The organism is Dysgonomonas sp. Marseille-P4677, assembly GCF_016652235.1.
Lineage (GTDB): Bacteria > Bacteroidota > Bacteroidia > Bacteroidales > Dysgonomonadaceae > Dysgonomonas.
This window is the reverse complement of sequence record NZ_JAEPKU010000003.1, coordinates 26,919-50,210: the sequence shown is the minus strand read 5'-3', so window position 1 is coordinate 50,210 and position 23,292 is coordinate 26,919. Positions and strand designations below refer to the sequence as shown.

At 38.3% G+C, this 23,292-nt stretch carries 21 protein-coding genes; 6 read left to right on the top strand and 15 right to left on the bottom strand.

Annotated features, from left to right (window positions below; all coding sequences use genetic code 11):
* Window positions 1-5: 5 nt before the first annotated feature.
* From JGH11_RS01600 to JGH11_RS20435, 6 genes are all read right to left on the bottom strand, one after another.
* Window positions 6-326 carry a DUF4133 domain-containing protein gene (locus tag JGH11_RS01600; protein ID WP_201109812.1) on the bottom strand — a complete coding sequence of 107 codons (321 nt, stop codon included), beginning with the start codon at window positions 324-326 and terminating at the stop codon, window positions 6-8.
* A 3-nt stretch (window positions 327-329) separates the two neighbouring features.
* Window positions 330-650 (bottom strand): DUF4134 domain-containing protein, encoded by a 321-nt coding sequence (locus JGH11_RS01595; RefSeq protein ID WP_201109811.1) that lies wholly within the window; start codon window positions 648-650, stop codon window positions 330-332.
* A 204-nt stretch (window positions 651-854) separates the two neighbouring features.
* Complete coding sequence (locus tag JGH11_RS01590; RefSeq protein WP_201109810.1) at window positions 855-1,595, bottom strand: hypothetical protein; 741 nt, start codon at window positions 1,593-1,595, stop codon at window positions 855-857.
* Window positions 1,588-2,064 carry a DUF3408 domain-containing protein gene (locus JGH11_RS01585; protein ID WP_201109809.1) on the bottom strand — a complete coding sequence of 159 codons (477 nt, stop codon included), beginning with the start codon at window positions 2,062-2,064 and terminating at the stop codon, window positions 1,588-1,590. Before JGH11_RS01585 ends, JGH11_RS01590 begins: the two co-directional genes overlap by 8 nt.
* A 5-nt stretch (window positions 2,065-2,069) precedes the next feature.
* Window positions 2,070-2,840, bottom strand: a complete 771-nt coding sequence (locus JGH11_RS01580; RefSeq protein ID WP_201109808.1) for a ParA family protein — start codon at window positions 2,838-2,840, stop codon at window positions 2,070-2,072.
* A 496-nt stretch (window positions 2,841-3,336) separates the two neighbouring features.
* On the bottom strand, window positions 3,337-3,462 hold the full coding sequence (locus JGH11_RS20435) for a hypothetical protein (RefSeq protein WP_255561523.1): 126 nt from the start codon (window positions 3,460-3,462) through the stop codon (window positions 3,337-3,339).
* Window positions 3,463-3,878: 416 nt separating this feature from the next.
* Here JGH11_RS20435 and mobA point away from each other — a divergent pair, with 416 nt between their 5' ends.
* Genes mobA through mobC form a run of 3 tightly spaced genes read left to right on the top strand, consistent with a single transcriptional unit; the run spans window position 3,879 to window position 7,679 of the window.
* The gene (gene mobA, locus JGH11_RS01575; RefSeq protein WP_201109807.1) at window positions 3,879-4,313 is read left to right on the top strand and encodes a conjugal transfer protein MobA; all 435 of its coding nucleotides are present in this window, start codon (window positions 3,879-3,881) and stop codon (window positions 4,311-4,313) included.
* The gene (gene mobB / locus JGH11_RS01570) at window positions 4,298-5,635 is read left to right on the top strand and encodes a conjugal transfer protein MobB (protein ID WP_201109806.1); all 1,338 of its coding nucleotides are present in this window, start codon (window positions 4,298-4,300) and stop codon (window positions 5,633-5,635) included. Before mobA ends, mobB begins: the two co-directional genes overlap by 16 nt.
* Window positions 5,636-5,678: 43 nt before the next feature.
* Window positions 5,679-7,679 carry a conjugal transfer protein MobC gene (gene mobC, locus JGH11_RS01565; RefSeq protein ID WP_201109805.1) on the top strand — a complete coding sequence of 667 codons (2,001 nt, stop codon included), beginning with the start codon at window positions 5,679-5,681 and terminating at the stop codon, window positions 7,677-7,679.
* Between the two features lie 133 nt (window positions 7,680-7,812).
* Here mobC and JGH11_RS01560 read toward each other — a convergent pair whose 3' ends face one another.
* The 4 genes from JGH11_RS01560 to JGH11_RS01545 all read right to left on the bottom strand — a co-directional run bounded on the left by JGH11_RS01560 (window position 7,813) and on the right by JGH11_RS01545 (window position 9,834).
* Window positions 7,813-8,163, bottom strand: a complete 351-nt coding sequence (locus JGH11_RS01560) for a DUF2200 domain-containing protein (RefSeq protein WP_201109804.1) — start codon at window positions 8,161-8,163, stop codon at window positions 7,813-7,815.
* Window positions 8,164-8,208: 45 nt separating this feature from the next.
* Complete coding sequence (locus JGH11_RS01555; RefSeq protein ID WP_370567549.1) at window positions 8,209-8,757, bottom strand: DUF4256 domain-containing protein; 549 nt, start codon at window positions 8,755-8,757, stop codon at window positions 8,209-8,211.
* A 77-nt stretch (window positions 8,758-8,834) separates the two neighbouring features.
* Window positions 8,835-9,266, bottom strand: coding sequence for a VOC family protein (locus tag JGH11_RS01550; protein WP_201109802.1), 432 nt, complete (start codon window positions 9,264-9,266; stop codon window positions 8,835-8,837).
* A 187-nt stretch (window positions 9,267-9,453) separates the two neighbouring features.
* On the bottom strand, window positions 9,454-9,834 hold the full coding sequence (locus tag JGH11_RS01545; RefSeq protein ID WP_201109801.1) for an HU family DNA-binding protein: 381 nt from the start codon (window positions 9,832-9,834) through the stop codon (window positions 9,454-9,456).
* Between the two features lie 240 nt (window positions 9,835-10,074).
* On the opposite strand from JGH11_RS01545, the gene JGH11_RS01540 reads away from it, so the two are divergent.
* Window positions 10,075-10,596 carry a very short patch repair endonuclease gene (locus JGH11_RS01540; protein ID WP_201109800.1) on the top strand — a complete coding sequence of 174 codons (522 nt, stop codon included), beginning with the start codon at window positions 10,075-10,077 and terminating at the stop codon, window positions 10,594-10,596.
* Here the strand turns inward: JGH11_RS01540 and JGH11_RS01535 are convergent.
* From JGH11_RS01535 to JGH11_RS01515, 5 genes are read right to left on the bottom strand one after another with little or no spacing between them, the layout of a single operon-like run.
* On the bottom strand, window positions 10,589-12,928 hold the full coding sequence (locus tag JGH11_RS01535) for an AIPR family protein (RefSeq protein ID WP_201109799.1): 2,340 nt from the start codon (window positions 12,926-12,928) through the stop codon (window positions 10,589-10,591). The genes JGH11_RS01540 and JGH11_RS01535 overlap by 8 nt on opposite strands.
* Complete coding sequence (locus tag JGH11_RS01530) at window positions 12,925-13,932, bottom strand: PD-(D/E)XK motif protein (protein ID WP_201109798.1); 1,008 nt, start codon at window positions 13,930-13,932, stop codon at window positions 12,925-12,927. The genes JGH11_RS01535 and JGH11_RS01530 overlap by 4 nt, the downstream gene beginning before the upstream one ends.
* Window positions 13,922-16,723, bottom strand: coding sequence for a Z1 domain-containing protein (locus tag JGH11_RS01525; RefSeq protein WP_201109797.1), 2,802 nt, complete (start codon window positions 16,721-16,723; stop codon window positions 13,922-13,924). Before JGH11_RS01525 ends, JGH11_RS01530 begins: the two co-directional genes overlap by 11 nt.
* On the bottom strand, window positions 16,723-18,195 hold the full coding sequence (locus JGH11_RS01520) for an ATP-binding protein (RefSeq protein WP_370567548.1): 1,473 nt from the start codon (window positions 18,193-18,195) through the stop codon (window positions 16,723-16,725). Before JGH11_RS01520 ends, JGH11_RS01525 begins: the two co-directional genes overlap by 1 nt.
* Window positions 18,176-19,471 carry a DNA cytosine methyltransferase gene (locus JGH11_RS01515; protein ID WP_201109795.1) on the bottom strand — a complete coding sequence of 432 codons (1,296 nt, stop codon included), beginning with the start codon at window positions 19,469-19,471 and terminating at the stop codon, window positions 18,176-18,178. Before JGH11_RS01515 ends, JGH11_RS01520 begins: the two co-directional genes overlap by 20 nt.
* A 236-nt stretch (window positions 19,472-19,707) precedes the next feature.
* Here JGH11_RS01515 and JGH11_RS01510 point away from each other — a divergent pair, with 236 nt between their 5' ends.
* Entirely contained in the window at window positions 19,708-21,108 is a 1,401-nt protein-coding gene (locus tag JGH11_RS01510) for a DUF3945 domain-containing protein (protein WP_201109794.1), read from the top strand.
* A gap of 58 nt (window positions 21,109-21,166) precedes the next feature.
* The gene (locus JGH11_RS01505) at window positions 21,167-23,257 is read left to right on the top strand and encodes a type IA DNA topoisomerase (RefSeq protein WP_201109793.1); all 2,091 of its coding nucleotides are present in this window, start codon (window positions 21,167-21,169) and stop codon (window positions 23,255-23,257) included.
* Window positions 23,258-23,292: the final 35 nt, after the last annotated feature.

Genomic DNA, 23,292 nt, shown 5'->3' with positions numbered 1-23,292 from the left:
CCTCCTTATTTATTAATACGTGCGAAAAGTCGTTGCAACCGCCTCCTGTTACTGATATGCTGCGGATGGTTTTTCCTTGCCTGCACTTTCAAAAGTCCGTATTGTCCGTATTTGCCATTCAAGTGGAAAGTGGTCCATACGAGAACAGAACCGGAAATTGCACCAAACCCGACACATATCATTTGTGGAATGCCAATCATATAAATAACTACCGTTACCACAAAGACGGCAAGCAGGCCGCCGACGAATATAAAAAGGTATTGAGCCTTCAAACCCTTAAATTCAGCCGGACGGCCAATGCCCTTGTTGATATTAAATTCCACCATAGATTAGAGGAAGAATGAACGAAGAATTGTCGCGGTAACAATCAGGAAGATACACCCCCCGAACCAGCTGGCTGCGGTTTTACTTGTATCAGGATCGCCGGATTGAAATTTGGAATATACCTTAACCCCGCCGACAAGTCCCAGAACAGCACCAATGGCATAAATCAATTTGGTGATGGGATCGAAATAACCGGTAACCATACTTGTGGCATCATTGATACCGGCCATTCCGTTGCCTTGTGCGAAGCCACTGGCTGTTGTCAGAGCCAGTGCAACCAGTATAAAGAACTTTTTATGAACGCTGTTTTTATTTTTTTCAGACATAAAAATGCTTTTAAGTCAGGTAGCGGGGAACATCTTTTATCGTTCCCCTGCTTTCCCTGACATGGTTTAACTTTGAATTAATTTGTGGATAATTGTTAAGATGATCTGTGTTCCAACGGGGTGAATAGTCCCGACACAAGAATATCTTTCCGCGGTACATACATTAAACTCTTATTTTTTCATTTACACCTCCTTTCATATTTGTTACGAGATCTCATCAATATTGAAATTTTTATAATCCTCGGATTCATACATTTTTTGTTTTCTCGGGCTTGTTCTGATCCCTCGGTTTTGCCTCTCCGCCAGCTTCTGCTCATGCCTGTCCATAAGTTCCGTTATTCGTCTGGCATATTCGGGACGGACATCCTGCATCGACTTTACCAGTCCTGTATATTTGTTTTCTGATAAGACCTTTCCTGCCAATTCTTCGTCCTGCCCGCTACTGCCTTCCGGATTGCTTACCGTTCTTGCTGTTTTGCCCATATCGTTGAAGTCAATCCCGCTAGCTTCTTCCGGCATGCTTTTCATCCCAATGTCTTCGTCTTCCTGATTCAAATCAAGATCGGAAACATCCTCGTTTTCCTCTGGAATTTCAATACCTTCGCCTGTTTCATAATCGACGGTCTTCACCTTTGGATTTTGCGTTTCGGGGGCAAATGTATCTTCTTTTTCCTTACGATTTTCAGTTCCCGAATCCGTTGCAGTATTAGGTAGTGGTTGGCTCAGGACAAATTTGGTCTTTCCCAGGACAGATGGAAATTCCTCCTTTCTTTCGGGTTGCATCTCTTTTACTTTTCCTCCTTTATATCCTGCATTTATTTGAATCGAGATAGATATTTTCCGTTTCAACAACCTTTTCAAACAAGGATAAATGTAAAAGATCACAAGCAGTAGAATTGCCGTATAGACAATCAGGATTAATATGAGCTCATGTGTTTCAATCATCTTCATTGTTGTTTACTATGTTCTTGAAAATATCTCCTTCTTCTCTGTAATAAATGGCTTTCAGTTCGTCCATATGTTCCCTGATGTGCTGCATCATTACTGTATCAATAAATACACCGACTGTCATATTTCTATCACCAAGTTTATTGACAATCTTTGATATAAACTCGTGTACATCCTGACTGATATAGACACTTTGACGCTGCTTCAGCACTCTGGGTTTTAAGAAAGCATCAAGATATTCGCCGTTTTTCTTTCTCTTGTGGGTACGCTTCGGCACGACTTCTTTTTCTTCCTGATCACCGTATTTCCTGACAGCTTCTTCAGTCATTTCTATTTCCTGAGCAGGAAGATCAGTATTTTCTCTTTTGGGTAATGCTGAAGGTGTAGCCCTGCCGTCAAGAATACTCAAAAATTCTTTTTCGTCTATATCATCGACTTTACTTATCCCATCACTCCGTTTTGCCATATGCCTTACTGTTTAATGTTTATCAATTCTTCTATTTCATCGGCCAGTAAGTCAAGCTTGCTGCCTCTTATCAGTCTTTTATCGACCGGAAAGAGCGTAGACCTGAAAATCGGAGCAATCAGTTCGGTCATTTCATGACGATAACGTTTGGTGTCAGGCAGGAAATTTTTCATAACGGACAGTCCGAGTTCACCGATACCATCCTCATAGACCTTGTATAAATCGGATTTTTCACGGGCATCGACCATGTTCCACAAAAGGAAAAGTCCCCTTAGATGGCTCTTCCCTGTGCTTATTATCCGGTCATTAATAATACTGGCAAATTCCAGCGTAGACTGTAGTACCATCTTATCGGCTGAGATCGGAGAGAATATATAATCCAGCGATGCCAGTGTCTGAACAATTCCCTCGCTGTTCAGTGTTCCCGGAAGATCGATGAATATAATGTCCGGAATACCCCCGACATATTCGTCGATCATCCTTTTTGCAGTTTCTATGGCTTGGGGAGCCGGAGTTCGCTCAACCGGATAATTTCTTTTGCCAAGAGTCTTAAACTGGCTATACGACTTTTCTTTGTAATACGGGATCTTGCTCACAATTTCCTTATCCCTTTCCCTCATCTTGTAAATACTGTATTGCGGATAATCGCAATCAATAACGCCAACATTATACCCTTTTTCATAATGAAAGTAGCTTGCCATAAGTACCGTCAAAGCACTTTTCCCGATTCCTCCCTTTTGAGTAGAAAATGCAACCAATAGTGTTTTCTTTTCCATACCATTAAAAAATTAGTTTAATAAAACATTCCTTTATTACAGAAACAGGGATGCAGGGAAACCCTCCTTTACGTTGTTGTTCCTTTCTTTTAGTATCGGTTTCTTGCTTCGTTTCATCGCTCACTTATTTGATTTACTCTTTACGGATGTATAAAATCATAGGTGTATCCGTTTCAATCAGCATGGTTCCATATCCTTAATTCTCAAAAAACGTATTCCGTTATTTATGCAGCAGAATATGGATTGACATAAATGCAGAAAAAGAGAAATGCTCTGGTAATGAATGATTATTATGATTTTTCAAAAAAAGATTTTGATATAACAGTCCATCAGCAAAACAATAAACCAGTAAACCAACAGATCACTCATTTTTTTACAAACAACCCATACATTTCAATACTATTAAAAATTTCATTTCAGTAAGGAAGTAACTCCTGACTTCCCTGTTTCTTTGGTAAAGTAAATACATGATTTTTGTACAATGCTAACAATCAGGCTACTGTGGTACAGGTTGGCATCCTGTTGGTAGGATGTTTCTGTTTTCGGTAGTTGTTTTGGGAAAGTTGATATTCATTTTTACGTTGTATCCGGCAAAAGGTTTTGAGAAATTAAATAGAAACATCGTTTTTTGTTTTTAAACGGCAAAATACATTCTTGTTTGACTCCCCCGTTTTTTAGCCTTATTTCAAAATAAAACCTTTCTTTTTTCATATCTGTGAGTAGAAATAAGTAAAACTTTTTTCCGGTGGTAGTATTTGGCACCCGTTGGCTTATCTCTTATTTATCAACCTTATTTTCAATGGATTTAACTTTGTGCCGGAATAATTTCTTTTCAGGAACTTACTTGTACAAGCCGTAAGTTGACCCCCAAATCCGCACACGGATGTGGGTGGATTTCGATGTTCAGAAGGAACATGGCAAGGTATGTTTTAAGCAGCTTGAAATAAATTTCAGCAGCTCAAAACGCCTTGCCCCTCAAAGGAGGGGAAGAATTATTCCGGAGTCATAATTCATTAATAATTTTCAAAACAATTCCCGATGGATGAAACAAGAAAAAGGAAGGTCGGCAGGCTTCCTAAAAAAGACCCTGCCGTTTTCAGGTACACTATCAGTCTGAATACCGTACAGCATGATAAGTTTCTCTCGCTCTTCGAGCAGTCAAGGCAAACGGTAAAGGCTCATTTTATTACATCCTGTATTTTCTCACAACCTGTAAAAGTTGTACAGATTGACAAGGGAATGCAGGATTACTACATGCGGCTGACAACTTTTTACGGACAGTTTCGTGCGATAGGTACGAATTATAACCAGATAGTGAAGACGCTAAAATCCAATTTTTCGGAGAAAAAAGCACTCGCATTACTCTACAAACTGGAAAAAGTAACGATTGAACTGGTCGAATTGCAGCGGAAAATATCTGCCCAGATTGAAGATTTTGAACATAAATATTCCTCTTCATGGTTGCAAAAATAAATACGGGTAGCAACCTTTTCGGTACATTGTTGTATAACAACCGTAAGGTTGAAAACGATGTTGCCAGTATAATTCACTCCAATAAAGTGATGCAAAACAAGGATGGAAAATACAATATGTTTCTCTGCAATCAGTCCTTTGCACCTTTTCTTGCTGCCAACAGGAAGACTGAGGAACCGATTTTACATATATCACTCAATCCGCATCCCGATGATGTGTTAACAGACGAACAATTTACGGACATTGCTGATGAATACATGCAGAAAATGGGATTCGGTGACCAGCCCTATATCGTGTTCAAACACGAAGATCTGGAAAGAAAACATATTCATATAGTCAGTGTCAATGTGGATGAAACCGGACGTAAGATCAGCGACTACAATAACTATCACCGCTCCAAAAAGATAACGGAGGAACTGGAAACAAAATACAAGTTGCACCCAGCCGGAAAAATGGATTATCAGGAAGAAGTACCCCACTTAAAAAAGGTTGATTACAGTGCGGGCAATGTGAAGAAACAGATTGCTAATAACGTAAAGGCCTTGATGCAGTCCTATCGGTTTTCATCCCTGAATGAATACAGAGCCTTACTCTCCTTATACAATATTGGTGTGGAGGAAGTAAGCGGAGAGGCTCGCGGTAAACCTTATCGCGGACTGGTTTATTCTGCTCTCGATGGCGAAGGCAATAAGGCCGGTAGCCCGATCAAATCTTCCTCCATTGCCAGAAGTGTCGGGCATGCTGCGTTAGCTAAAAAGATAGCCTCTTCAGTGAAACTTGCCAAAGAAAAACAACTGACCGGACATACAAAAGCTGTCCTTGATACAGCTATCAGTAACTACCGTAACCGCGAATCTTTTGAAGCGGAATTGTTACGAAACGGAATAAGTGTTGTTTTCAGGCAAAACGAAGAAGGAAGGATTTATGGGGCAACATTCATTGACCACGAGACTCGCACAGTGGTCAATGGCTCAAAAATAGGTAAAGCTTATTCTGCCAATGTATTTCACAATCTTTTCCAGAACAGTGGTGAGAATGAAACTTTACATACTGGTCAGAGTGCAAGGAACGAAGAGAAAAATGACATTATGCTTCCTTTGCCGGAACTGAATATGGCAGCCCTGCCGGAAGCACAGGAAGATTCAGGACATCAGCTTTACAATTTTCCGGAAAACAGAGGTGACAGGCAACCTGATGATTCGGGTTTTGCCGGAATAACCTCTCTGTTGGAACAGCATGGAACCGACTTCGAAGCAGAAGCCTTTGCTCGGAAGAAAGAAGCGGAAACCAGACGCCGCAAGCGTCAGAGAAGACACCTGTAATCAATTAATCAATTAATCTATAATTATTTATTATAACTTTTTTATGCAGAACGAAGATGATTTGAGAGGACTCGCCAAAGTGATGGAATTCATGCGAGCCATTAGTATTTTGTTTGTTATTATTCACGTTTACTGGTTCTCTTACGGGTATATTCTTTCCCTGAACTTTAACCTGACGGTAGTGGATAGGATATTATTGAATTTTAACCGGACAGCAGGGCTTTTCTCCAATATGTTGTGGACGAAACTTTTTGCTTTCGTCTTTATGGGCTTGTCCTGTTTAGGAACCAAAGGAGTAAAGGAAGAAAAAATAACATGGACAAAAATATCCGCATTTGGTATTGCCGGTTTTATTCTGTTCTTCCTTAATTGGTGGATACAGGATCTGTTCCTTCCGCTGGCAGCAAATACAGCGTTGTATATTTTTACTTTGTCGTTGGGATATATCTGCATGCTGATGGCAGGACTGTGGATGAGCCGGCTTTTGAAAAACCGTATGTTCGATGACGTTTTCAATAACGAGAATGAATCATTCATGCAGGAAACCCGTTTGTTGGAGAACGAGTATTCAGTCAATCTGCCGACACGTTTTTTCTACAAAAAGAAATGGAACAATGGGTGGATAAACATTGTAAATCCCTTTCGTGCAACGATTGTATTGGGTACTCCCGGCAGTGGCAAGTCTTATGCTGTGGTAAATAATTTCATCAAGCAGCAAATCAATAAAGGGTATAGCCAGTATATTTATGATTACAAGTATCCGGACCTTTCAACGATTGCTTACAATACCCTTATAAATAACCGGAAAGCATATAAAGTGGAACCAAAATTCTTCGTTATCAACTTTGACAATCCGGCCGGAAGCCATCGCTGTAACCCGATCAATCCTGATTTTATGACCGACATATCGGATGCTTATGAAAGCGCCTACACCATAATGCTCAATCTCAATAAGACATGGATAACCAAGCAGGGAGATTTCTTTGTAGAATCTCCAATCATTTTACTTGCAGCGATTATATGGTATCTGAAAATCTATGAAGGCGGTAGATGTTGCACTTTCCCCCACGCCATCGAATTTTTGAATAAGAAGTACACCGATATTTTCCCGATTCTAACTTCGTATCGTGAGTTGGAAAATTATCTTTCACCCTTTATGGATGCATGGCTGGGCGGAGCCGCCGATCAGCTCCAAGGACAGATAGCAAGCGCTAAGATACCCTTGTCCAGAATGATCTCCCCGCAACTATACTGGGTAATGACTGGCAATGATTTTACATTGGATATCAATAATCCGAATGAGCCGAAGGTTCTGTGTGTGGGAAACAATCCTGACCGGCAGAATATTTATTCGGCAGCTTTGGGATTATACAATTCCCGTATTGTGAAACTGATTAATAAAAAAGGGATGCTAAAATCATCGGTTATTATAGATGAGCTGCCTACGATCTATTTCAAAGGTCTGGACAACCTGATTGCAACTGCCCGAAGCAATAAGGTTGCTGTTTGTCTTGGTTTTCAGGATTTCTCACAATTGAAACGCGACTATGGCGACAAAGAAGCGGCTGTTGTAATGAATACCGTAGGTAATATTTTTTCGGGTCAGGTGGTAGGAGATACTGCAAAAACCCTTTCGGAGCGTTTTGGAAAAGTTTTGCAAAAACGCCAGTCCATGACAATCAACAAACAGGATAAAAGTACTACAATCAATACTCAACTTGACTCGCTGATTCCGGCTTCGAAGATTAGCGGATTAACACAGGGAATGTTTGTGGGCGCAGTAGCTGATAATTTTGATGAACGGATAGAACAGAAGATTTTCCACTGTGAGATTGTTGTAGATAATGCGAAAGTAGCTACGGAAACTGCAAAGTATCAAAAGATACCCGAGTTTACCAATTTTATAAACGGAGACGGGGAAAATCTGATGCAACAGGAAATTGAGCGGAATTATTACCGTATAAAAGAAGAAGCACAGCAGATTGTGGACTCGGAGCTGGCGAAGCTGAAGGATGATCCGAAATTTAAGGATTTAATCAAATAGGTATGAACGAACATCCCACCTGTTAATTCAGAAGTGGGATGTTCGTCTTTTAATTACCTGACCATTAGCCATAGAAAATGGATTATATATTAAAGAAACATAATCAGACAGAAAGAATCCTTTCTTTAAATTATTATTCCCTTAAAATCTTTTCCATCGTTTTTCCCTTGGCCAATTCATCAATCAGCTTGTCCAAGTAGCGAATCTTTCGCATCAATTCATCTTCGATATTTTCTATACGATAGCCACATATTACACCTGTGATTTTTGAAGCATTCGGGTTAATTTGTGGTGCTTCCGCGAAAAAAGTTTTCAAATCACTGTTTTTGTCTATTTGCTGTTGTAAAGATTGTTTGTCATAGCCTGTCAACCAGAAGATGACGGTATCCACCTCTTCTTTAGTACGCCCCTTCTTTTCTGCTTTATTTATATATAAAGGATATACATCTGAAAAAGGTATTTTAATTACTCTTGCTTTATCCATAAAGTTGTTGCTTGTTTACTTCAACGATTCTTTTGCATACTACATTTACACCTTTAAAAAACCTCGGAATCCTCTGGCAGCATAATAAGATTCCGCACCGTTATGATACACAAATACCGTATCATAACGACGATCACAAAAGAGGGCTCCCCCAAGTTTTCTGATATTGGCAGGCGTTTGTACCCAGCTTGATGTTTTTGTATCGAAATCACCAAGTTGTTGTAACTCCCTGTATTGTGCTTCCGTGAGAAGTTCAATACCCATAGAGGCAGCCATCTCCACCGCATTGTTTTCCGGTTTGTTCTCTTTTCTTGATTCCAGTGCTTCACGATCATAACACAGGCTTCTGCGACCTTTGGGGCTTTCTGTCGAACAGTCGCAAAAAATGTATTCCCCTGTTTGGGAGTCACGGCTGATTACGTCCGGCTCGCCGCCTGTCCGCTCCATCTCACCCAACGACCATAGTTTTCCGGCATCAGCTTCCAGTCTAAATTTTACATCTGTCCATTCTATACCTTGGTGACGTTGCCTGTTTTTTTCAAAACGGTTTTGCAGTATCTCCAGTAATGTTTCGCGTTGCTCCGGCGATAGCACGTTTTTATTTACTTTCATAAGAATGAGTTTATCGGGAATACTTTATTTTTCAGTTGAGAATAGCTTTGTCGACCTTATTAACCTTTGTTGTTTGGAACCTGATAGTTTACCATCCAGCAGATTCCGAACTTATCGGTCAGCATGCCGTAGAGTTCCGCCCAAAAGGTTTTCTCCAGTGGCATTGTTATTTTGCCGCCTTCGGACAGACGTTCAAACACTTGTCGTGCTTCATCCGCACTTTCGGCATTGAGTGTCAGCCAGACGCTGTCTCCACGGGTATTTTTCATGCCCGAAGAACAATCCGCGCCCATCAGGGAAACCTCTTTGCTTATGGGAAGAATAACATGTACGACACGCTCCCTGTCTGCTTCTGCAATTTCACCTGTGCCTGGAGGAAGGTCTTTATAGCGGGTAAGGAACGCGATCTTTGCATCGAAAACCGTTTCATAAAAGGTAAATGCTTCCGCACACTCACCGTCGAAAATCAGATAAGGTTCCGCATTTTTCATAATCCATATTCTTATTAGTTCGTATTGTATTTAAACAATGTGTATTCTCATAATGTTCTTTTCCGCTAATTTATGTTTTTGGCTGGCCTTGCACAAAAAATATGGATATTTTTCTCTCTCTGTTTCTTGGTAAAGCTGGAATAAAAAACATCCCACCTGTTAATTCAGAAGTGGGATGTTTTTCTTTTTAATCCTTGACCTGTTCTAAGGAGGTAGTGGAAATTTCCTTCTTCAGTGTCGAACTCGGAGTAAAGATTATGTGTACGTTCTTTATCCGGCTGGTAGTAAAATCACTTTTGTTATCAACTCCCTCACTGCAAATAGATAAGCGCATCGTTCCCAGTTGTCCTAACTGAACACTTTTACCCATCCGCAGAAACAAGGGTAACTGTTCGACAAAATTCTGAAGTACATTGAAAATATCGCCTTGTGTGAGTGAAGAGCGAGCGGCGATTTCTCTTGCGAAAAGGTCTAATGTAATTTTACCTTCGTTCACGGCAGTCGCATAATACTTCTTAGGACTGGTCGGATTTTGCGGATGTTTCCTTGCAATTACTTTGAATCTCATAATTCCTTTTGTTTTTGGTTAATTTTTCATACTGAAGCAATTATTTTTTCTTCAGGGAGAAAATTATTTTTCTTGCTGATGGAAATTTCACTGCTTTAGGTATAGATAAATTTGTTTGGAAAAGATGGGAAATTTTTTCTTCCTCTAAAAAAGTAGAAATATAAGATTGTATATACGATGTTTTGTAATAGTTATTTAGACTATTTTTCCCTATTTTTGTCAGAGCATAACGTTCCAGTCATGGATATTTGGGATAAGAAAAAACGGTCAGAGATAATGTCTAAAATCCGGTCTAAAGACACAAAGCCGGAACTGATATTAAGAAAGGCTCTTTTTGCAAGAGGGTTCAGATATCGTGTTAATGATAAAAGATTGCCCGGTAAACCCGATATTGTTCTTCTCAAATATAAAACGATTATCTTTCTGCATGGCTGTTTTTGGCATAGGCATGAAGGTTGTAAATATGCTTATACTCCGAAAACTAATACAAAGTTCTGGATTGATAAAATAACCTCTAATACAGAAAGAGATAAAAGAAATTTGAGGAAATTAACTATTTTGGGATGGAGTGTTTTAACAGTTTGGGAATGTGAAATAAGACACAAGTACAAACACGATATTACACCGTTAGTTGATAAAATATCAGTAGCAATACAGAACAACCTCCCTCATAAAATTGCTCTGAGATTTTATGGAGAGAAAGAAAATGAAATAATATTAGTAGCAGAAGATGTTGTTGAATATAGAGAAAATCCTAAATAGGGAATCCTTTCTTTATTAGTTTTTGCATACACTTTACAATCGTTTCGTCTGCATCATAATCTCTTTCGCGCTTCTGATTAAGAATATCAAATAAAAAATCAGTTTCTTCATCCAATAAAATATTTTTATCAGTGTTGAAACTCAACATCTTTCGGACTTGTTCCAAAATGAGTGAATTTTTGTCGTCATCCGTTATTTTTACTTTTTTCATCTGCACCCATTTGCCCGTATACTTTTCAGACTCCTGCAATAACTCTTGATTTCGAGAGGCAACAATGTCAAGAATTTCAATTCCTTTCTGACATTCTTCATCTGCTAAAACTTTATTTTGTCTCAGTTTATAAGCAATATTGGATACAATATTCTGTTTGGTAATGTCAAAATAACCACTGTCTTTTCCCCATTTTCCTATTTCATTCCACAAGGCAGATGGAATAGATTTAACTGTCTCCCTGTTTTTTATTAACTCTTCTTCTGATATATTTATATCTGTATTACGTTTTAGGGGATTCTTTTCGTCTATCAAATCAGTTTTAATATCATTGATATTGTAAGCCCATGAATGACTTTTTACTTTTTCCCAACATTCCTCTTTTTTTGCCCATTCAATATAATGTGACACGGGCGAGTTTTCCAAAATAAACTGATTTACTTGTTTCATTAAATCATAAATAAAGTTAGAAAGTGAGAGTGAAACTTGCTGATTTTTCCAGATTTTGTAAAGGTCTAATTTATTATTTGTTATTATGTTGAGTAAGGAGAGGGTATACGGAACAACAACTTGCTTCATTTCACCGATACTGTCAGGCTTTTTCCCGTAACGCTTGTCGGCATTTTTAAAAAGAATACATTTTGCAATACTGTCTTCAAAATATACATTGTTAATTTTATTAATGTTATCAGGTAGATTATTTGCAATAAATTGAGCATAATTTTTTTCGTTACCACGAACAACAATATGTGGGCCAACAACTAATTTTACACCATCGTATATTTCCTGGTAAGAATTTATGTATTTTGCTAATTCAACCTTTGTAAACATTTGTCCTTTCGGATATTTTTTATCAAATGCATTTTGCAGAGATTTGGTACGGCCTTCACGGCTACGCAAGGTTTTATACTGCCCTCTAGCTCTTTCAAAAAACCAGCAAGTCTGCATATTGTTCTGACTTGTTATAGGTGACATAATATAACGCGATAGCTTTTCAAAAGTAATCAAAGCGGGATTATTAGCTGAAAAGTCTGCATCATTTACTTTATTTTGAGTATTTGCATATCGTGAAATACGGGAAACAATATCACTATATAAATCTTGCTTTTCAATAATTGAAAATTTAATCTGAACAAAAATATTTGAAATATCAGCCTTATCCTTTCGGGCAGTATTGTAAATTGAAGCGGTTGTTTGCCCTCCATTCACTATTTGCAAATTACTAATCTTATTTATGAAGTGCCCTGTTTCATCAAGTTCTATATGATCAGCAGTTGCAGCTATACCGTTATTAAAAGCCAGAAACATATGAGGTTCGTTCCTTATTGTGTCACGGATTCCCTTGTTGATTTTTCCTGTGAATTGAAGGAATGAGCGTACATTTTGCTCCAATAATCGTGCACCATAACGTTCGTATAACTTAGCCAAACAAGTACCTGGAATAATTGCAATGTACGTTTTATAGTCAAGATTTTCGGTAGTTGCTGATAAACAGGGAATTTTAAACTCTTCACCTTCAAAATTCTTAAAATCCAGTTCTATTGGAACTCTCGACTGTTCAGAGATTTTGTAAAGATAATTAATGTCGATAATTCGATAAAATACACTGTAACCATTTATAATATCACTAGGGGGAAAGTCACCTTTGTATTCCCCGTTTGTTAAAATTGTTGCATTGACACGTACAAGATTTTCTTTTAATTCTTGAAAATTTGCCAACGTATTGGCAAATTCAAAAATTGGAGAAGATTCTGCGACATCATTAACATAATCTTTTTCAACTGTTTTTTTGAAAAAATTCGTTATTCTGATTGTTGCCCTATCAATTTCTGATTTTGCTATGCTAGACATGAATTCAGAAAAGTCAAAAATAGAAATAAATAAATCAACCGTTTCGTAATTTTCAGAAACAGCGTAGGCATTTATTTTGTGTTGCCCTTTCCTGCCGATATCTTTTTCATCGTAAGCTATATCTGCATTTTCAGTTTCTCCGGCATCGGACAAAATATCAATAGCAATTCTTGTAAAAGTCTGCTCTTGTGTGTCTCCATCCTCACTGCTTGCCTGCATTGCCGCAATATCCTGCATCAATGATTGGTAATATTTTTCTATTTCATTCATAATTCTTTGATTGCTGTAAAAATTTGATTTTCTGAAATCAGATATTCGTCGCACATTGCAAGAATAATTGAATATTTTACGTCACATACTGCTTTTCTCAACTCTTTCTCCTTTATTCTTGGAAAATCAGCTTCAATTTTGTAATAATTCTCGTCTCTGGCTTGATAAAATCGGTTTTGATAAATTGCCTCGTGTTTATCCAAATAACCAGCTTCAAGCAGTTTTACTTTAAATATTGATAAAGCAGGTGTGTCATTTTCGAGATTTTTTCGAATTTCAGCAACTTTTTGACTAAGCGTTTGCCCATTGCCATTTGATACTTCGATAGAAAAATGAAATAAAAAGAGATTTTCGAACAATGTTTCATCCAATTGTCTTTCTCCGTTTATCATAACTTTTTGCGGATTGTTTGTTGAGGTGGTTTTGACTTCAACTGCCCAATTGTTGCCTTGAAAATCGCGCAGTGCCTTATCTCCTCCGACCCAGGTGAGCAATACTTTGCTTAAATTGGTATTTTGACATGAAAGAAATTTTTGCAGGAAATGCAGTTCCCCAAAAAGACCTTGTTGTTCGGCTGGAGTTAATCCAGTAGAGTTGTTTTTCTCAAATAGTGTTTTCCACTTCTCTAACTGATTGACAATTTTACGGCTAATATTCTGTTCTGTATTCAATCGAATAACCGACTGTATCAAATTTTCACAAAGTATGGCAAAAACATCTCGACTATTTGGATGTACAAGTTGTATTATCAATAAACGGGAATTGGAGAAAGTTGTATCGGCCAAATACATGACTTTCAACTCTCGCAGGTTATCAAATGGAGAAGTATCAATACGTATGTTGTTACTGAATGTAAAAGCCACGCCGTAATATCTTTCAGGGTATTGGAATGTTCCATAAATATGAAGAGATACATCGCTAGAGTAAAGCCGTTTTACAAGTCCTACATTCTTTTCCTCCTCCAATGCTTCCCATATTTCTGAGATGTGATTATTATTCGTCATAGATATTATCATTTTCGCTGTCAAATAAATCTTCTGTTTCCTTAAATTCAGCAATCTGATTTACCGTATAAGAAATCGCATTGTACTTTTCACTATTCGGAAATGAAATTGCAAAGCCTATAAACGGCTCGTCATTTTTGTGATACGTTACAGTCTCTGGAATAATGTTGCCTTGTCTGTCTTTAATATTGGCACATTCTGGATTAAGTGGATAAATCAACAAAAGTGGATTTGTTCGAGGGCGAAATTCTTGGCGAACAATTTCAGGGGCTGGATACTCCTTTTCTGACCAATTCTTTTTCACTTGTCTTGTGCGTCTCAATGCTGCGTCTAATAAATTACTGTCTAAATCAATAAATTCATCTTTTTGATTACCAACAATATGATTTTTACGAATATAATATGTGGTCCAGTTTGTATCATCGGCGCGGTTACGATCAAAGCAACCTACTTTTATACCATTCGAAAAAGTATGGATTGCTTCTGCTTTGTCTTTTTTATTCATTAAAACTACACGCCATGAGGTTAATTCATTTTTCTTGACGAGTTCCTGAATATAGCTGTTTATCAAATCCAAATCTACTTTTTTCAAACTATCTGCAACTTTGAACTTGGCAAAATAATCACAGATGTCATCGGGAGAGACGTCACGCCATAAATAATTGTTTCCTTTGCTTTCTCCTGATCCAAGCGAGGTTAGAAAATTATCTGTTGCTATGAGATTTTTTTTCTTTGATCCCTTGTCCATCGGCAGTTGATAGGTCTCTATCAGTCTACCTGCCCACGAAACCTCTATTTGCTTGGTATATCTCATTTTAGAGATAGACGTAATCTGCAATTGTCCTGGACTGTTTCTAACTTTCAATGCATAATCTTCCGGTGTTCCATTTATACTTGCCAGATAGTCAAAATCAGATCGCAATTCTTCACTTGCAATAGTAATATGTCTAAACCATTCATTCAATTCCCCACTCGTAAATAGACGGCATAAATCTACATAACCCGGTCGATAGCCAAACCATCGTCCCATTTGCATAAGTGTATCGTACATTTTTGAGGCACGTAAAAAGTAACTTACAGAAAGCCCTTCCAAGGTTAAGCCTCGTGAAAGTTTATCTCCACCGATTGCAATTACAGAAACGCCTGTTTTTTCGTTTTCATAGTATGTCAGGCAATCACCGGAGGTACCATTGATTGATTTTATTTCAACTTTTTGGACAGCCTTATAAAGTAGTGGTTTGATTTCTTCCCATGAATGAACAATTAAATTTTTATCAATTTCGCCGTGTTTTGATTGTTTAATTTCAGTTGTAACAGTTTTGTGAGATTTGTAATTGGCTGTATCGTTTTCTAGAACTCTACGAAATTCTTCCAAAATAAGGGCATCGTTTGCTTCTATCTCGTGTTTATAATAGTTAAATAAATCTTCCACCAATTCTTTAATATGGTTTTGCCACATTTGGAAACGCGAAATGTGAATCAGCATAGAATTGTGTTTTGCACCCTGACCCCGTGCTATACGGATTGCACAAGTAACAATAAAACATTTAATCGCTGTTTTCAGTGATTCAGGAATGTCTGAGAAAGACGGTTTGTCATCGTCTTTTTTGTGACCTTGCGGAACAAAAAAGTCATAATCTTTTATAGGACAAACAATTGGCAATAAATCGTTGTCTGTATCATCAGGGATTATTGATGTTCCGAAAACTTTCTCAGGCCCAATATAATTCGTAGGTGCTGGAATATTAATAATAAAATCACGTGGAAATAAGTCGTCTTCATTTTGCGGGATGAAAATATTAGCAAAAGGTGTAGCCGTATAACCAACATAAGCAGAGCGATTGAAGAGAGAGATGATACTACAGATATTTTTATTTATTGTTGTAGGATCTAACTCTTTTCTGTTGGTATTGATTGAAGCGTTATCGGCTTCATCATCAATAATCAAAAGTGATTTATTGGAAATTTTCTCGCTTGTTGCTTGCGTATGCGTATGTAACCAATTATATAAGCGTTTGAGAACGGAAGCGTTTTTCTTTACAACCAACAAAATGGGCTGAGGTGCATTGAAATTGAAACCTGCTGTATTTGTTGCTCTACTGGTAAAGTCGCCTTTTTCCAAACTTGTAGTATATGAGTTTGCAATAGCATTTTCAAATCCAGGGATTAAGCCAACACCTATTTTTGTTGTTTTATTCATCGTATAGGCTCTTTCATATTGTGTGTCAAAGCCTAAAAATCCCTCATCAATACGATTTTGAGTTTGACTGCGAAGATTATTGTGAATACCAGCCAAAACAATAATCAGATTGAATCCCGTGTCTGCTGCTTTACAGATCAATCCTGTGTAATTAGCAGTTTTACCGGATTGAACTTGCCCAACAACAAGTCCCTTTTTTGATATCTGAATTTCAGATCGTTGAGGGTTAAAAAGTTTATCGAGCACTTTGTCTGTCAATTCATCCAGCTGCAAAATAACAGTCGGAGGAAACTTCTTTTGTTTCTCTAGATATTCAGTATAGCGAGTCCAAAATGCCCATTTGGTTTTTTGATTAGCCTTGAAGTCCTTCAGCCAAGGTTCACGACGCTCCCTGCCTTCCAGAATTTGGAAAGTATCAATCTTAACACTATACATTGAAAGTAAATCATTTTTCAGTTTCACAGCATCAACGTCCGAGTAAATTATTTTGACCTTGACAATGGCTTCGTTTATTTCATCGTCTGTAACACTTGTTTTTCGGCCAATTATACTTTGGCATATCTCTATGGCTATTTGGTAATTATCACTCATTATAGTTCTTCGATTAAACCTTCGTAATTATTAAAAGGTTCTTGTGTTTTTAATAAGGCTTTTGCTTGTGCTGGTGTTTTTCCTTGTGCAATTTGATTATTGTACATTAATACAAGTACGTCTTTTATAAGGTTTGGATCTACATTGGAAAAGGGAGGAGTCTGTGTCTCTTCCCCTTGTGCCTCATTAATATAAATCGTTTTAGTCGGAATAGTTTCTTCCAGAAAATTCAACAGTTTTTCTATAGCTTGTTCAGGTTTCTCTTTTGCCAGACTTTTCAAATCTTGAATGATTAAATGCTTGCGATTAACTACAAATGACCATTTATTATCCTTTTTCTTCTCTAGCCAAAGTGGTTGAAAATCCTCTCCTGCTCTTTGTTTCAAAATTTTACCTCTATGGCGATAAACTTCGCTACCAATATTTCTAACTCTCTTTGCATAAGACCCTAACTGTTCTCTGCAAACTATGGGTGGGTATGCTTTTGACTTTTTTATGTCAATCTGCCACACAGTATCCAATTTATTTGGCAGATCAATCTGTATGCGTACTAACTTATAATGTTCTTCCTTACGGAATAATCCTAACCAATCGCCTGCTAATAATAGACGTTTACCACGATAAACATAAAAGCCCTGCATAGCGGGGTAACCGTTAATTCCTTCTGCCTTTTTGTAGGCTTGTTCGGTTGAAAAATTATTTTTGTGGGGTAAGACATAGCCTTTCATTATTGCTCCCCCGTTAATGTATTCTGTTTCTCTTATTTGAGTTTTGTTTTCATTTGTGCAAAATGGATTCCATGCTTCAATTTCGTGCTCATTCCAGAATATCTTTATTGCTTTCTCTTCGATAAACCTGTGAAAAGTCATGGCAATATGATTTTTAACTTTATCCAATGAAGCAGAAAATTTTCGTTTAGCATTTTCGTCTGTTTCTGCTGTTTGCAATGGTAAAATTCTATCTAAATCAGTCCAGACAACAAGTGTTCCTGACTGCATATTATCCAATTCATTTAGAAATTCTTCAGGCATCCATTGGATCAGTTCCCATCTCTTACTTTTAGCGACATAATCCAGATCCCATGCCCAAAAAACAGGGATATAACCTTTACGTTTGCTGAGAACTGATAGTTTACGACACTGCGAAAAAGAGGCTGTTTTCAAACCTAGACCAAAACGCCCCAAATCATTTTCAGAGCGGTCAGATAGAGGATTTTGAGTGCCAGGACGCATGGCTTGGATTAACTCATTACCGTTCATTCCATCACCATCATCTTTTATGGTAATAACAGACTTTCCTCCTCGCCAGAGACGGTTTATATGAATATTTTTTGCATTCGCAGAAATAGAATTGTCGATTATATCAGCAATAGCGGTTTCAAGACTATATCCAATAGCTCTAAATGTTTCAATCATTGAAGCTGCCTCAGGGATAGCCTCCACTTTATTAAATTTACTGTAATTCATTCTCAAACTGCTTTTGTAGTTCTAATGCAATTTTATGTGCCAAGACCACAGGAACAGCGTTGCCGATTTGTTTAAATGCCGCACTTCGACTACCTTCAAAATAATAGTCATCGGGAAAAGATTGTAGACGTGCAGCTTCGCGTACAGTTATGGAACGAACATTATCTATGGTTGGATTTAAGGTAGGATAAATGTAATAATGACCATCCATTGCAATATGGGCAACAACGGTATGACAACACCCGTATGGATCAACTACTTGAAAGCGGTTAAGAAAAGTTTCCTTGTTTTTGTGATGTTGTAAACGAGACGGGATTTTTGAGTAATCAATCCTTTTGCGATCTTTTAACCACATTTCGACTGCCATACTATAAATCTCCCGATCATTTTCGTTATTTGGACGGGCAATATGTTGAGTGGTAAAATCAAAAATACTGTTTCTAATTTCTGATTTTATTAAATACTCCATCTCTGAAAGAGGTTTTGTATATTTTACTGGTGAACATAACTGCCCCTCCCCATGCTTTCTTTCAGGCAAATCGCAAAATAAATCTTTCAGAACCTCGTGTTTATTTATCTCGGGGGTTAATTCAGGATAGTGAAATTTTGTCAAGTTCCCATTTTCGTCATGTATCTTCCAGCCAACAATAATAACTCTTTGACGATTCTGTAATACACCATGCTCAGAAGCAAGTTGGATTTTTACTTCCATTTTATAACCTGCTTGCTCTACCAATCGAGTAAGGTCTTTCAGTGGTTCACCTTTCTTTGCAGTCCGAATGCCTAAAACATTTTCAAATACAAATATTTTTGGTTGGTAGCGTTCCAGAAACTTTACATAATATAAATATAGTTCATTGCGAGGATCATCCTCTACTGCTTTACCCATTCTCGCACGGCCTGCGACAGAATATGCTTGACAAGGAGGTCCTCCAATTATTATATCGACTTGTTCTTCGCCTTTCAATTCATCTACTTCCTGAAAAATATTTTCTATTGTTTCTTCTCCAATGGTATCATGAATGACGGTGTCTATAACTTCTTGGGGAACTTGTCTCCAAAGCTTGCTTCCATCCTCCTTTTCTTGCTTCTCCTGCAAATATTTTTTATAAATATGAAGTTGATTTTGAGCTTTTAGATGATGAAAAGCAGCACGGGTTCTTAAGGTATCACAAGCATATTTATCCATTTCGATATGAGCTAAAGGTGTATACCCTGCTCTGATAAAACCTTCGGATAATCCACCTGCACCAGCAAATAAGTCTATGAAATTTAATGCCATATTTATTAGATTGTTTTACAAAAATAGAAAAATATTATGATATAAAGTTTTTTTGTTAAAAAGATATCTATAAATACAAAATTCTCCTAACAAAAGCGAATTTCCAGCTTGTATACAACCACTGAACTGCCAAACACTACCACCCATTTTCAAATCCGTATTTTAATCATTTTCCCGTCCTACTTTCGCTGTTCAGTTGCATTAACGTAGATGTAACTATAAAACAGTTATTTTATATGGATGAAAATTTGAATGACCATGAAGTATTGCTGGTCGTAGAAAAAGAAAGTAACGAGCTTAAAGCCGTTACAGGGCTAAACAGGGACGGAACCCTCAAAACGGTTAAGCCAGATGTAAAAAATGAGCCGGATTTCATAAAGCTTGACAAGCACGGTGATGTGTTGGAAAACTTCTTTGAGAACTTTATGCGTCAGGTGAAAGAGCCGACCCGCTTCCATTTTTTCAAACTGCCACTGGATAAAATGGAAAATATGGTTATCGGTTTACAGGAGTTGTTGAAGAATCCTGAAAATCCGGTTAACAAACAAATGTTGGATGAACACAGGCTTGTACCGGAGGACTTTTCTCCGAAACAGTATCAGCCGATAGATGAATCCCGTATCAATTGGGAACAGCTGAAGGGTATAGGGATCATGCGTGAACAGCTTGTCAGTACCAATTCATTGGATAAGATGCTTAACTGGCAAAAGTCTCCTGTGCTTTTCCCCATACAAGGGGACGTCGGCGGTATCCATATTCAGACAGATGCCCGCTTGTCTTTTCGTGAAAATACCGAAGGAGAGTTAAATCTTCGTATACATTCCGTTCGCCAGCAACCGGAACTGGATCAGCCTTTTTATGGGACTCTGCTTACGGAAGAAGACAAAACAAATCTTCTTAAAACAGGAAATGCAGGACGATTGATTGAGTTCAATGTCGGAGAGGATAAAACGATCAATGCTTATGTGTCGGTTGATAAACTGACCAATGAACTGGTATTGCTTAATGCCGGAAAGATAAAAATCCCCGACGAACTAAAAGGTGTAAAGCTCTCCGAACTACAGAAACAGGAACTGAGGGAAGGAAAGGGCGTGTATATTGAAAATATGATTTCCAAAAATCAGAAACCCTTCAATGCAACCGTACAGGTTAATGCTGATAAACGGGGACTGGAATTTTATTTTCCCGAAACACAACAGCAGGCACACAATCAAAATGAGAAGATTAGGCAGGGAGAAATACCGGATACTTTTCGTAAGGTCAGATTGAATAACGACCAAAAAGCAAGCCTTGAAGATGGTTATACAGTCTATGTTTCCGGAATGAAAGACAGGAATGGGCAGGATTACAGCGGGTATATGACTTTGAATAAAGCACAGGGCAAGATCGACTTTATGTTTCCCGGTCAATATAAGGAAGCCTTAAAATCAGGGCTTGTTACTCCTGATAATCGCCACAAGATACAGGTTGCCGCTAACAACGAAGGAGCAAAAACGGAAGTCAACAAGAATGTGGATGAACCGATGAAACAGGGGCAGAACCAGCCTACAGTACAACAGCATGAGAGACAGGAAAAGAAAGAAGCGGAAGATTTGAAACAGGACCATCCTGATAAATCCAAAGGGAGAAAAATGTAATCTCCTTTTTCTTTTCAATAAATCCACAAATTAATTCAAATTCAATAAAATAAACAGTATGAAAATAGCTATTATAGCAGAAAAACCGAGTGTAGCCCGTGAAATAGCGGCGATAGTAGGAGCCAACACAAAAAGGGACGGTTACATGGAAGGTAACGACTACCTTGTTACATGGGCTTTCGGACATCTGGTACAGCTCGCATTACCGGAACACTACGGAGCAAAAGGATTTATGAGGGAGCATCTACCCATTATCCCCCATGAATTTATGTTAATCCCGCGACAAATCCATGCTGAAAAAGGGTACAAAGACGACCCGTCGGCCGTCAGGCAGTTGAAAACCATAGAACAGGTTTTTGTCCAATGTGAAAAAATTATTGTTGCTACCGATGCCGGACGCGAAGGAGAATTGATATTCCGTTATATTTATGATTATCTGGCTTCGGATGTTTATTTCGAACGTCTTTGGATTTCTTCACTGACAGAAAAGGCTATCCGTGAAGGATTGATTAAACTAAGGCCGGGAACGGATTACAACAATCTCCATGCAGCGGCAGAAGCCCGAAGTTGTGCCGACTGGCTGGTTGGCATAAACGCTTCACAAGCATTGAGTGTCGCAGCAGGCAATGGTGTATATTCACTGGGCAGAGTCCAGACACCGACACTTGCGATGATATGCAGCCGTTATCTGGAAAATAAAAATTTCAAACCCGTGTCGTTCTGGCAAATGCAACTTGTAACTTCCATTGCAGGGAAAAATGTAACGGCAACAGGAAAAGACCGGTTTTTCGATAAGGCAGAGGTAACATCACTTTATAATCAGATACGCCATGCGGATAAGGTCTCAGTTGTAAAGACAGAGTGTAAAGAAACCAAACAGGAGCCGCCTCTCTTGTACGATCTGACTGCTTTACAGAAGGAGGCGAACAGCAAGCACGGTTTTTCGGCTGATAAAACCCTTTCTCTTGCTCAAAAATTGTATGAATCAAAACTCCTGACCTACCCAAGAACAGGGAGCAGATACATTTCTGATGACGTGTTTCTTGAAATAAGAGGATTGATTGATAAACTGAAAAGATACACCCGATTTGCAGCCTGTGCGGAAAAACTTTCGGGGACGAATTTAAATATCCGTTCGGTAGATGATAAAAAGGTAAGCGATCATCATGCTTTACTGATCACCGAAAATCTGCCGGACAGCTTGTCGTCAGACGAACGTATCATTTATGAAATGGTTGCAGCCCGTATGCTGGAAGCCTTTCATTCACTATGTGTTAAAGATACGACGGCTGTAACATTCGGAATTGGTGATATACAATTTGAAGTCAAAGGTTCGGTAATAAAACACAAAGGATGGCGTGAGGTGCTGAATGAAAAAAACAATGATGCAGATGACGGTGTCGAACTACCGGAAATACACGAAGGAGAAACACACTCCATATCGTCCGTAGGTTTACAAGAGAAACAGACCAAGCCCAAACCTCTTCATACGGAAAGTTCACTGCTTGGTGCGATGGAAACCGCGGGAAAGGAACTCGAAAACGAAGAACAAAGGCTTGCTCTGAAAATCTGTGGCATTGGTACTCCCGCTACTCGTGCTGCCATTATCGAAACACTTTTTACCCGTGATTATATCCGTCGTGAAAAGAAATCGTTGGTTCCTACCGAAAAAGGCCTTTCCGTATATGATATTGTCAAAGACAAACGGATTGCCGATGTGGAAATGACCGGATATTGGGAAGATGCATTCCTGAAAATTGAAAGGGGAGAGCAGCATGCCGATAACTTTTCCAAGGGTATAGAAGTATATACCCGCCAGATTACCGAAGAACTATTAAATGTTGATATATCCTTTTCAGCTAATTCTCATTCCTGTCCTAAATGCGGAAAACAAGGGCTAAGATTTCTTTCGTCCGTATGTAAATGTCCGGATGAGTCCTGCGATTTTGTGATGTTTCGTAATTGCGGAGGGAAAAAATTAAGTGATGATGTTTTTATGGAATTGCTTTCCGAGGGGAAGACACGTCTTCTCAAAGGTTTTACCGGCAAAGCAGGAAAACGCTTCGATGCTTATCTGGTTCTAAACAGCGAATGTAAAATCGCATACGAGTTTCCTGAGAGGAAAGAAAACAATAAACGGGGAAAATAAGTATCTTTACCACAGATATAAGGAGAAGCTTAAAA